The sequence below is a fragment of the Paenibacillus albidus genome (genome assembly GCF_014644435.1).
Classification (GTDB): domain Bacteria; phylum Bacillota; class Bacilli; order Paenibacillales; family Paenibacillaceae; genus Paenibacillus_AQ; species Paenibacillus_AQ albidus.
In genome coordinates, this window is record NZ_BMKR01000005.1 from 119,726 (window position 1) to 132,258 (window position 12,533).

General features: G+C 49.4%; 8 protein-coding genes and 1 pseudogene. 6 read left to right on the forward strand and 3 right to left on the reverse strand.

Going from position 1 to position 12,533, the window contains the following annotated elements; all coding sequences use genetic code 11:
* Positions 1-44: 44 nt before the first annotated feature.
* The gene (locus tag IEY53_RS07095) at positions 45-491 is read left to right on the forward strand and encodes an Lrp/AsnC family transcriptional regulator (protein ID WP_189023383.1); all 447 of its coding nucleotides are present in this window, start codon (positions 45-47) and stop codon (positions 489-491) included.
* A 110-nt stretch (positions 492-601) separates the two neighbouring features.
* Here the strand turns inward: IEY53_RS07095 and IEY53_RS07100 are convergent.
* Positions 602-2,746: pseudogene (locus IEY53_RS07100) on the reverse strand (alpha-amylase family glycosyl hydrolase).
* Positions 2,747-3,104: 358 nt separating this feature from the next.
* Positions 3,105-5,432, reverse strand: coding sequence for a helix-turn-helix domain-containing protein (locus tag IEY53_RS07105; protein WP_189023385.1), 2,328 nt, complete (start codon positions 5,430-5,432; stop codon positions 3,105-3,107).
* Positions 5,433-5,678: 246 nt separating this feature from the next.
* Here IEY53_RS07105 and IEY53_RS07110 point away from each other — a divergent pair, with 246 nt between their 5' ends.
* From IEY53_RS07110 to IEY53_RS07130, 5 genes are read left to right on the forward strand one after another with little or no spacing between them, the layout of a single operon-like run.
* Entirely contained in the window at positions 5,679-6,614 is a 936-nt protein-coding gene (locus IEY53_RS07110; RefSeq protein ID WP_229696028.1) for an ABC transporter permease, read from the forward strand.
* A gap of 51 nt (positions 6,615-6,665) precedes the next feature.
* Positions 6,666-7,538 (forward strand): carbohydrate ABC transporter permease, encoded by an 873-nt coding sequence (locus IEY53_RS07115; protein ID WP_189023387.1) that lies wholly within the window; start codon positions 6,666-6,668, stop codon positions 7,536-7,538.
* A gap of 56 nt (positions 7,539-7,594) precedes the next feature.
* The gene (locus IEY53_RS07120) at positions 7,595-9,160 is read left to right on the forward strand and encodes an extracellular solute-binding protein (RefSeq protein ID WP_189023389.1); all 1,566 of its coding nucleotides are present in this window, start codon (positions 7,595-7,597) and stop codon (positions 9,158-9,160) included.
* 34 nt (positions 9,161-9,194) lie between these two features.
* Positions 9,195-10,154 carry a DUF1861 family protein gene (locus IEY53_RS07125; protein WP_189023390.1) on the forward strand — a complete coding sequence of 320 codons (960 nt, stop codon included), beginning with the start codon at positions 9,195-9,197 and terminating at the stop codon, positions 10,152-10,154.
* 15 nt (positions 10,155-10,169) lie between these two features.
* Positions 10,170-11,165, forward strand: a complete 996-nt coding sequence (locus tag IEY53_RS07130) for a glycoside hydrolase family 130 protein (protein ID WP_229696029.1) — start codon at positions 10,170-10,172, stop codon at positions 11,163-11,165.
* 489 nt (positions 11,166-11,654) lie between these two features.
* Here IEY53_RS07130 and IEY53_RS07135 read toward each other — a convergent pair whose 3' ends face one another.
* Entirely contained in the window at positions 11,655-12,482 is an 828-nt protein-coding gene (locus tag IEY53_RS07135) for an SDR family oxidoreductase (RefSeq protein ID WP_189023394.1), read from the reverse strand.
* Positions 12,483-12,533: the final 51 nt, after the last annotated feature.

Consider the following 12,533-nt stretch of genomic DNA (forward strand, 5'->3'; position numbering starts at 1 on the left):
AGGGACGCTCAATGTGCATAAATTCAAGGTGAAAGGAATAGGGTATGGAATTTGATAACATTGATTTTCTCATCCTTCAGTTGTTAACCGAAAATTCACGTATTCAATGGAAAGACTTGGGGCAACAAATTCATTTGACTGGACAAGCAGTAGGAAGACGTATTAGAAAACTTGAGGATAACGGTATAATTAAAGCCTACTCCATAATTATAGATGAGATGAAACTAGGACTTGCTTATACGGGGTTTCTCATTATCAATATGAAAGAAGCTAACCACAATTCTTTTTTACGTTATATTGATAAACGAAACGAAGTGGTAGAAGCTCATCGGATATCGGGGGGAGGATGTTACCATTTAAAAATAAAAGTAACTTCCCAGGAAAATTTAAATCTCTTTCTTGAACAAATTCTCTATTACGGAAATTATACCTTGAGTATATCTGTACAAGAGGTTAAACAACGCAACCCGTTAAGTGCCAAATTACTTTAAGTGATGTACAGCGAGTGCTTAACAAAGAAACAATGGCGCGAGGAGGCTGAACAGAGCAGAGATACCTCCACGTACGGAAGGCATCTCTGCTCTGTTATTTGACCTGAATCTTAGTTCTGCCAGTCTACCGTTACTGTGCCTACGCCACTGGCCGGTGTGGTATACGTATGGTTGTTACCGCCTTCCCATGTGAATGTGCTGCCGTTAATCTTCAGGAACTTGAACTGCAGCGCAGTTCCTGCCGGAACACTGACATCGAAGTACCATGTCGGATAAGAGGCTTCAACGACATTGTACATCGGGCCGATGGCTGCCGAAGGGGTCCAGGAGCCAAGCTCGGCAACATTGCCGGCCAGGTAGACTGTAGTCCCCAAAGCGGTAGTAGCATTGTTGACTTTGAACCGAACAGTCACCTGGTCGGCAGTCAAGACAATGAAATTGCCGAAGCTGTTGCTGGTAACGCCTCCAGCTGTTTTGACAGAAACGCTAGTAGTGCCTGCTGCAACAGCGGGGATTTTCACCTGAATCTGGCTATCTTCCCAGCTCACAATATTAGCACCCGTAACCGCTGTCGTGCCGAAATAAACTGTGCCCGCACTGGAGCCGAAGCCGCGTCCGTCGATGGTAACTGTGTTGCCCGGTTTACCCATAGTCGGCCCTACATTAGCGACGGAAGGAATGGTCTCAGAAGCAGTATACTGCCAGACGGCCGTTCCTCCGGCGGCGAGTGTGAAATTCGTTACAGCTCCGGTGGAGCTTGCGGTAATTGAATTGCCACTCAACAGGCCGCCGAGCACATCTGTGTAAGTTCCTGCCGGAAGCGAAGACAGCAGGCCGGTGATAGGGTAGGATTGCGTTGTATTACGGTTAATCGCTACAAGGGCAACGCTTTTTCCAAATTTGCGTTCAAAGATATACACATCGTCGTTGACCCAGCGCTGAGTTGTCGAGCCGTAAGCGAGCGCAGGATTGGACTTGCGCAGCGGCGCCAATGCCTTAATCAACTTGTAGGCGTTTGTGTTGGTATCGAAGGCAGTCATCATCGCCCGGTTATTCGGATCACCTACACCTGTCATTTACTGCTCAGTGCCGTAGTAAATCGCGGGCACACCGCGCGAGGTCAGCGTAAGCGCCAGAACTTGCTCGGTTGGCCGTGTGCTGGCCCCGGCTTCCTGGAACCGGTCCATATCGTGGTTGTCGATGAAGGTAACCATATTGTTGATATAATTATAGCTTGATGCAGTAGAGGACAGGATGGTATTAAGGTCGGTCATGGCCTCGCTCTTGTCTTTGAACACTTCACGCACTTCTTGCGCGTAGGCAAAATCAAGTAGATTCATGCCGCTGTTGTTGGCAAATTTGATGTTCTCGTTGCTGACCTCATCGACGCCAAGGAACCATTCACCAAACGTGAAAACAGGGTTGGCGCTGCTATAGATCGAGGAGACGTAGCTTTTTTGCCAGCCTTCGGGCATATGCTTGACCGCGTCGAAACGGATTCCGTCAACACCCATGTTCAGCCACAACTGGATCGCTTCTTTGAAGTAGGTGTCAATGGTGGTGTTGTTATGGTTGATGTCCGCGAGGTCGTAAAGATTCTTGTAGATTCCGCTCTCAATGGTGGAGAAGTCCGTACCTCCGTTATGATGGAACAGATCGTTCGAATCACTGCTGTATTTGGCCAGCAGTGAGCCGTTATTGTAAAGCGCACCGTTCTCGGCAAAGCTGGCGTCTGTTGAAGAAGCCGGACTGGTATGATTGGGGGCAAAATCGATAATAACTTTAATATTGTTGGCATGAGCCGTTGTTATAAGATTCTGAAAATCGCTGAAGCTGCCGAAGGCTGCATTGGTCTTCTTGAAGTCACGGGCCCAATAGCCATGATAAGGGGCGTTGGTCACTCCTGAATAGTTAATGACCGAAGTGATATTCTCCACCGGTTGAGAGATCCAGATGGCCGTAACGCCCATGCCGGTCAAATATCCGTCGTTAATCTTGTTGATAATGCCTTGCCAATCTCCGCCAAAATACAGCTTCAAATTGGATTTGTTCGCACTGAAGAGGGCACCGGTCGGATTATTGGCCGTGTTGCCGTCCACGAACCGGTCGGTAACAATCTGGTAGATAACATCAGTGCTGTAGTTGAGTTTGTTAGTAACGCTGGTATCCGGCGCTGCCGAAGCAGGTAACGCAGTGCCAAGAATCAGGCTGAACGAAAGTACTGCGGTTGTGATTAATCTACTATAAGGTTTCATCAGTTTTCTCCTTTCAGGATATGCTGCAATTATTGCTCAAAACTGGCTGGCTCGGCTTGCAGCGGTTGCGCATCCGCGGAAGAGTCCAAGCACTTCAGATAAAGGGACAAACGTTTGCATAAAGTGGGGAAACCGGTTTCATGAACAAAATACCACTGAATCTGCTGTTAGTCAATATATATATATAATGGTGAATAATAGAATATGAATTGTCGTCGCCTGAACCCTTGTTGGTTCAGGCTTTTTTTAGTTTTTTAACCATCTCTCCGAACTAGTTTAACCCTCCCCCCCCTTATCCACTTGCATAGTTAAAGGATTTTGAGTCGATATCTTACCATACATGTAAGAAATTTGTTGTCTATTCTCCAGCGCTATCAGGATTTTTCATCGCCTCCTGCTCGCGGTAGGCAGAGGGAGTCAGGCCATACTTTTTCTTGAACAGCGTGGAGAAGTAAGTGATATTGTACATGCCTACCGATTCACTGATTTTGGCGGCAGTCTCATGGGTGGAAGCAAGCAAATCCTTTGCTTTCTCCAGCCTGGTGTGGTTCAGGTATTCACTGAATGATTGCCGGGTTGCTCCTTTGAACAGCTTTCCCAGATAGCTTGGCGACAGGCCGGCGATGCTGGACACCAGCTCCAGGGATAAGTTCGGCTCGGCATAATGCTCCTGGATGTAATTCTGCACCTTTTCAATGATAATATTGTGTTTCTGGGCATTCATCCAGAGATTCTTCTCTTCGATTAATGCGCAGATATTGAAACAATAGCGAATGAAAGTATCCCTGATTTCCGTCAGATGTTCGGCGGATTCAATATCGGTCACCGCATCCAGATACTCGTTGAAATTCGAATCCGGCACATGCTGCAAATAGTCAAAGTGTTTGAGCAAGGACAGCATGAGCTGGATGCTGTAGGTAATGATCTGATTGATTGAACCATTTGAGATTTGTTCTACGAATTGTCCGATGGCATCGCGGATAGGCTCCGGCTTGCCGGACTGCACAGTATCGATTAACTTCTTCTCGTAGGCGCTGGGATAGCTCAAGACCGTCATCAGATGGGGCCGCGTCGCTATGGCATCCAGAACCGATTCTTTCCCGTAGATCAGCCGATATTTAACATACTGCTGCGCCGAAGTATAGGAGGAAGGGATATTCCTCCTGCCATAGCTTATATCCCCTACGCCGATAGATACCGTCACTTTGAAGTAACGGTTCAGAAAGCTCTGAATATTGCGCAAGGCGGGTTTGAGTTCCTCCGGCGTTTGGTTTTTCGCGCACTGAAGGATCATGGCGGTTTCATTCTCCCCCATATTCAAGTAATCACATGCCCCGATATGCTCCAGCATCTCTTTTGCAATATTGCCAAGGGCGAAGCACAGCAGCAGCGGCTGCTGTTCCGCCTCCATCCTCCCTTTTCCCGGCTCCAGCTCATTGATTTTGAATACCAACACGCAAAAATAAGGCCCGGACACTTTCTCATCGATATCCCGAATTAGTTCGCCCGGAACTGAGCATTCCAGCGGATGACCCCGGAGCAATGAATGCAGATAATGCTCACGGATGGTTCGGTAAGAGCGGTTGATCACGAACTGCATCGATTTATCCCGTTCCTCCAATGAATGGAAGATCTCGGCCATCATCTTATATTCATCGATGAACGGCGAACCGGAGACCGGAGAATCCGTGTCCGGCATGATCTTCTCAAACAGCGTCGATAACGGCCTGTAAATACTCTTGGTCAGAAAAATAGAGATCAGCAGACCTGTCAGTACGATCCCGGCCGTCACAAGCAGCGTAACACTGCGGAGCCGGTCAATGTTAGAGATGAGCCCGGAGTAAGGGGAAGCGCTTACAAAATACCAGTCCATTTCCTCCGACTTCACATAAGTGACCAGATGCTTTTTATTATGAATATTTGCTGTGAAGCTGTTCTCCTCCTTGTCCTGATTCAGAATTTGCTGCACATACTGTTCCTCTGACAAATCTTCCAGGAACAAATTTGAATCGGTATGGGAGAGGACTTTGCCCTCGTTGTTGATGACGAAAACGTTGCTCGCGGCATCCGCTTTGCTGATCTTGCGGATCGTCGTCAGAATTGACTTCTCTTCCACATTGATATAGATAAGCGGGTTGTCGGAGGTTTGAAATGAAAAATCCGGGTACAGCAGAAAGGTTAGAAGCTGCAGTGGCGCATCGTTGTTACGGCCGGCAATGGTCAGGCTACGCGGATAGAATTCCATGTAACGCTCCGCGCTGAGGGCGGTGAGCGAGGAGTCGAATGGAAGCCCGGCTGTATCGACTGTTGTTCCCGTAGAAGGCCGGTAGATCCCAATGCTGTGAATATAAGGATAAACACTTGTGATCTGATACATCTGTTGAAAAATATGATAATTGTTTATCTTGTCCTCTACCGTGTCGTTCAGGAACGAGATGATCTCCGGCTGGATGAGCAATGCATTGCCGATTGTCATGACTTGGTTATAGACCACATCCGAGGCGTAAGTGATTTGGGACAATATAGCTTTGGAATTGCGGTCTATCTCCTTGACGGCACTTCTGGAGAAGAGATAGAAGAGGACACCAGACAGCAGGCTGACGGTTAGAAGAACAAGCAGGAAATATGAGATTGTAAGTTTTTGAAACGCCTTGTACCGAACAAGCCGATTCATGGTGGTCCGCATGAAGAATTCCTCCCAATCCTGCTAATATAATCTCTTTACTTTAGGACATAATCGGCTAAAAAGGTACTCCATCACGCAAAAATGAAAGCCAGTTCGTTTATTTGGAAGCTTTGTGCCGCATTGTGGAAGGGTTCTCCGGATTTTAAAATAGACAGCCGCTGGGCGCTCCGACTAATCTGGAAACATAACATCGGCTGCTGGTGTGAAGCGGTAGGCGGCATTCATAACTAAGGGGAGGAACAGAAATTGGAAAAGAAACGGCGACGGGGATTCGATATGCTGTCCGACATTCGCAGAAACGGTACGTCTTATATACTGGTTCTGCCTGCGATGGCCTACACCTTTATTTTTGGGTATATGACGTATCCGTATATGCTCATTGCTTTCCAGCGATTCAATTATGCAAAGGGAATATTCCATAGCGAGTGGGTAGGATTAAAGAACTTCGAATTCTTCTTCCGGTCGAACAAGGCGTTTACGGTCACCTTTAACACCATCTTTCTAAATTTGCTCTTTATCGTCTTCGGCACGCTGACGGCGCTGGCGATTTCACTGATCCTGAACGAGCTACGCAAGAAGCTGTTCGTTAAGATCAGCCAATCGATGATGCTGTTTCCGAACTTCATATCCTGGATCGTCATCAGCTATGTGCTGTACGCGTTTTTTTCAATGGATATGGGGATCGTGAACAAATTGCTGAACCAGTTCGGCATTGCCTCGGTCAACTGGTACACTGAGCAGCATGCATGGCCGGCTATTCTTACCGTCATGCATGTGTGGAAGGGCGCCGGGATGAGCGCCATTATTTATCTGGCTACCATTACCGGAATCGATGAGACTTTGTATGAAGCTGCCGAGATTGACGGGGCCAACCGGTGGCAGATGTGCATGCGCATTACGATTCCGTTGATGATGCCTACGGTGGTTATACTGACGCTGCTCTCGGTCGGCAAAATCATGTACGGCGATTTTGGGATGATCTACGCCTTGATCGGCGACAATGGCACCTTGTATTCGACCACGGACATCATTGATACGTATGTATTCCGCTCTTTGCGTCAGATTGGTGATCCTTCCGAGGCAATGGCCGTCGGACTGTTCCAGTCCGTCGTCGGATTTATCCTTGTCTTCGGTACGAATGCCATTACCCGCAAATTTTTCAAAGACGGCGCGTTGTATTAAAATCCGGTTCCGGCAATAGCTTACCGAGGAAAGATTTTAGGAGGAATAGAAATGAAGGCGTTTTCAATCGGCAAGACGGTCATGTATGCTCTGATTACGATTTATTCGGCGCTTTCTTTGCTTCCGATGCTGCTGGTGCTGATGATCTCAGTCACGGATGAGGATGCCATATTGAAGAACGGCTACAGCCTTTTCCCGGAGGAGTTCTCCCTGTATGCCTATAAGCTGATCTTTACGGGCGGCTCCCAAGTCATGCAGAGCTACGGAATCTCCATCTTTGTCACGATCGTCGGCACGGTGCTGGCGGTTCTGATTACTTCCATGGCCGGCTATACCCTGGCGAACAAAAATGTGAAATACCGCAATCTGCTGGCACTCTATTTCTTTATCACCATGATTTTTTCCGCTGGGATTGTGCCCTGGTATCTGATGAACCGGTCGCTCGGATTGACCAACAATATCCTCGCTCTGATCATTCCGTCGCTGCTGTTCAGCCCGTTCAACCTCTTCCTTGTGCGCAATTTCATGAACGGGATACCCGACTCACTGCGGGAGTCGGCGACCATAGACGGGGCCAGCGATATTACGATTGCCTTCAGGATCTATCTTCCGTTATGCAAGCCGGTATTGGCGACGATTGCGCTCTTCTACGGACTTGATTACTGGAACAATTGGTGGAATGCGATCATGCTGATTGACGGCAAGGATTTGTACCCGCTGCAATTTATGCTCCTGCAGATGCAATCGGAGATCAGCATGCTGAACGAGATGACGATGCTGGCCGGAACAAGCGATATCACGCTTCCTTCGGAATCGGTCAAGATGGCGACGGCGATCGTGACGATCGGGCCGATCATATTTCTGTATCCTTTCTTGCAGAAGTATTTTGTCAAAGGTCTGGTAATTGGTTCGGTCAAAGGCTGATATCATCCCTTCGGGGTTAACATAAATAAAGCACTATAGAAGGAGGTCCATTTTTTATGAAAAAATATTACGTAATTCTATTAGCTGTGGTGCTTGTCCTTTCGACACTGGTTGGATGCAGCAAGGATTCTAATTCAACCAACACCGCGGATAAGGAAAACAACTCTTCAGTTCCGAAGCCGGAGAATAACGGCAAGCCAGCAGAGACGGTTAAAATCAAATATTTGGTTCCCGGCACGGAGCCGAAAGACTACAAGGAAGTGTTCCAAAAGGTCAATGAGAAGCTGGCTCTGGACGGTGTCGGCGTTGAGGTAGAGAAAATCTACATTCCGTGGGATGCGTGGGATCAGAAGCTGAACCTGATGCTGTCCACTGGCGAAGATTTCGACCTGTTCCACGTCATGCAGGACCGTACGCCGTTCTCCAGCTACTATAATCGCGGTGCATTGGCGGATATCACGGATGCGATCGGAAAGTATGGAGAAAATCTGAAGAAATATATTCCGGACGATATCTTCGACGGGGCTAAAATCGATGGCAACTATTATGCCGCTCCATCTTATTGGGTTGAAATGGCGAGTGAAGGTGAGTTCAATATTCGCCGCGACATTCTCCGCGAGAACAATCTCGAAGAGCCGACTACTCCGGCTGAATTGATCAGCACTTGGGAGATTGTCATGAAGAACTGGAAGGGAAGCAACAAGCCCTATTTGGGCACACGGGCGGACTTTGACCCAATCTACCTGCATACGTCCATCCTGCACCGGACTTATGACACCTTCCCGTTCACGGTGAAGGATAAGTTCTTCTATGTGAATCAAAGCGGCGAGGTCAAGTCTTGGATTGAGACCGAGGAATTCAAGAAGGATGCGTCCTTCATGCGCGAGCTATACACAAAGGGAATTACCAATCCCGATATCTTGGTCATGAAGCAGGAGCAGGTAGATGCGCAACTCGACAGCGGTGAATGGTTCGTCCGCCTGGGAACCGGCGGAAGCTTGAGCGGACTCAAGAAGTACAATCCAGAGGCCACTGTAAACGATATCGGTGTTGTGTGGTTTAACCCGGAGAAAGAATATCTGCGTCCGCTCACCTTCAAAAACGGGAATGCCGTACCGGTGAACAGCAAACATCCGGAAGCGGCCGTCAAATTCTTGGATTGGATGCTGGCAAGTCAAGAGAACTATGATCTGGTTCAATATGGCATCGAGGGCAAGCACTACACCAAGGACGGCGAGAAGGACTTTAAGCCGATCAAAGATCCGAATAACAATAATAATCCGGGGTATAGAGGATCTGATTCGCAAAACGGTAACGTAAACTTCATGCGTTTTGACTTGGAGAATAGCATTCCCGAAAACAACAAAGTCTTGTTTGAGCCAAATCCGAATGCGGTCAACAGTATCGCGGCGAACTTTATTTTTGACCCGACGAATGTAAGGGCCGAGTACACCAACATTTTGTCGGAAGCTTCGGCAAGCATCACTCCGATTTATATGGGCGTCCTAGAATACGATAAGGCCTTCCCGGCCGCACTGGAAAAAATGAGGAAAGCCGGTTTAGATAAGGTGGTTACGGAATACCAGAAGCAGTTCCAGGAATATCAGGCTTCTCTTAAATAAACGAGTCGAAAACAAAAGGAAGGGGTGGAGAAATTTGACCCTGCAGAAGCAAAGAATTGAATTTGAAGCGGCAAAAAAGATATATGAGAGTGCAACCTTGAAATTTCATGGTGTGGACGGTTTTGATGTCTACAATATTTCGATCCCATTCAAACGGGACGGGAAGCGCTATTTGTTCGGACGGGTAGAACACCGCGAGGAATGGGCCCGCTCTTGGGTCCGACTGTTCGAGGAAGCGGGACAGGATGAATGGACCGTGGTGAAAGATAGCATGATCTATACTCTGGAGGATCCTTACATCAGTGAGATTGGTGATGAGCTTGTCATGGGCGGGACTCATGTGCAATATCAGAGTGGAAGATACAGTACGTTTTTCGGCTATTTCTTCCGGGGCACCGATCTCCACAATTTGTACTACTTCACAACCGGGCCTAACAAAATGAAGGATATCCGCCTTGTTCCGTTGTCGGACGGCAAGATCGGCGTCTTCTCGCGTCCGCGCAGCACCGAGATGAGAGGTAAATACGGGAGCGAATCCATGATCGGCTTCACAGTTATTGACAGACTGGAAGAGTTGACTGCGGACGTCATCGAGAACGCATCTTACATTCACGGCATTTTCGGGAAAGGCGAATGGGGAGGCGTCAATCAGGCTTATCTGCTAGATAGTGGTAAAATCGGTATCATTGGACACATTTGCTACCAGGATAAGGATGAGATTGGAGGAGAAGTGAAGGTGTACCTGAACATGGCCTTCGTCTTCGATCCAACAACCCGAGAGTCATCTGACCTTCGTCTGATCGGAAGTCGTCCCTGCTACCTGCCGGGACCTGCCAAGGCACCGTATTTAGTCGACTGCGTCTTTTCTTCCGGCATTGTGATGCGCCCGGACGGCAAGGCCGATCTTTACAGCGGCATTGGCGATTGCCAAGCAGGGCGTATTACGATCGACTATCCGTTCGCAGGACATGGGCGTCTAGGAGGATGTCGATAGATGAAAACCACCAATATGCCCATCATCGGAGCACTGGAGTCCAGCCTGCTCATTCGCCGTCATCCGGCTAATCCCGTGCTGGACGCTGCCCGTGTGCCGTATCCCACCGCGCTTGTCTTCAATGCAGGCGTCGCCAAGTTCGGTGGCCGTTACGTCATGGTATTCCGCAACGACTACGGCTCCCTGGAGAAGCAGACCATCGAGCCGTCTCACACGACGGATCTCGGTATCGCTTTCAGCAACGATGGCATTCACTGGACGGCAGGGCCGAAGCCGATCTTCAAGCTGCGCGACGAAGAGATCATACGTGCCTACGATCCGCGTCTGACGGTCATCGACGGTCGTTGCTACATGTGCTTCGCCGTAGATACACAGCACGGCATCCGGGGAGGTATCGCAGTGACGGACGATTTTGAATCCTTCGACATATTGAGCTTGTCTACACCGGACTTGCGAAATATGGTGTTGTTCCCGGAGCGAATCGGCGGCAACTTCGTCCGGCTGGAACGGCCGTTCACCGTGTACAGCCGCGGCGGAGTTGACCGGTTCGATACCTGGATCTCGGAGTCGCCGGATCTGATCTATTGGGGCCGTTCCGAGCTGCTGCTGGCGGTGGAGCAGGTGCCGTTCGCCAATGACAAGATCGGCCCGGCGGCACCACCCGTAAAGACGAGTAAGGGTTGGCTCACCACGTTCCATGCAGTGGATATCGATCCCGCCAGAGGGAAGAACGGCTGGGAGCCGTCCTGGAAGAAGCGGTACACGGCCGGCATTATGCTGCTTGATCTTGACAATCCGAAGAAGATCCTCGGCATGAGCGCATCGCCGCTGCTTGCGCCTGAAGCACCTTATGAGACGGACGGGGGCTTCCGCAATGACGTCATTTTCCCCGGCGGCATGGTGCTGGAGGAGGACGGAGAAGTGAAAATCTATTACGGAGCCGCCGACACGGTGGAATGCTTGGCTACCGCCCATGTGGATGATCTGATCAGGCTTTGTCTAGGGGGGTGAGGATGGAGGAGACGGGACGGCATATCAGCGGAAGAAGGGCATTCGCACATGCTGCGCCGGCTACCTACTTGCCGATTTCGTTATGGTCGCGGAATGACCGGTTGAGCGTGGCGAGCTGAAACGGCAGGATGAGGAGATGAGCCGCGGGACTTAGCGTTTTGTTTCTGGAAGGCGCCCAGCACTTAAGCTGGCTTGGATTCATTTTCGGATGATGCGGGCTTTTGCTTAAGTGCTTTTTTCGGTTAAAATTGAAAATTTGACAACAATAACAATGTACAATGACACAAAATTACCTACATACCATTTACACAAAAAGCCGCGTTTAACGCGGTTTTTTATTATATGGATACAACTTCTTGTCCTTTCCAAACGACGACAAGAAGCTGTAGTGTTTTCCATATATGGACAAAACAATGATGTGTTTTCCGCAATAAACAGCCCGAGGCTGTGATATATAAATTCAACAATGAAGCTTACTGGGCGAGTGCATCATTCGAAACCTTTCGCGATCGTTTCCAGGTACTCCTCGATGGGGACGGATCTCCGCAGCGCAAGCAAATTGTTGCCAGCCTCTCCGACGACCGTCCGGAATTGACGACTCGCGCCCGTCGCCTGAGCAGCGATGGCGTCCACGATGGTTTGCGGGTCGAACAGAGCGCCGCTCTCGGCAGCCTCGGCCATCAAGGCAGTGACCTTGTCCATCAGGCCTTCGTACGCAGTAATATTCTCGTCCTTGCTCCAGCGGATGTTGTTTTGAAAATTGTTTCCACTTGAACCGCCTTGCTCGATGAGACGCAACTCGATGTTAAGCGGCTTAAGCTCGTAATAGAGTCCTTCAGTCAAGCCTTCCAACGCAAACTTGGACATGTTGTACAGCGAACCGAGCGGAACGGCCGTCGTAAAGCCCATGAACGAGCTGATGTTGATGAACATGCCGCCGCCCATGGACCGGAAATGCGGCAAAAACTTGCGGGTGACGTTGATCGGCCCGCGGACGTTCACGGCGAACTGCCAGTCGATCGTATCTTCCTCCGCCAGCTCCAACGCCCCGTAGACGCCCATGCCGGCGTTGTTGACGACGACGTCGATCTTCCCGAATGCAGCGATCGCATCGTCGACGGCGGAGTTCACTTCCGCTAGGTTCGTGACGTCGAGCTTGAACAGCTTGATATTGTCGTAAGCGGTGAGTTCCGTTTCCTTCTCCGGCGTGCGCATCGTCGCGGCGACATTCCAGCCGAGCTTCGCAAAATGAATGGCCGTCAGCTTGCCGAGCCCCGTGCTGGTGCCTGTAATGAAAATCGTCTTTTTCGTAGTCATTTTATGATTTCCTCCCGATTCAATAATTTAATTCCGACCAAATTGAACGTT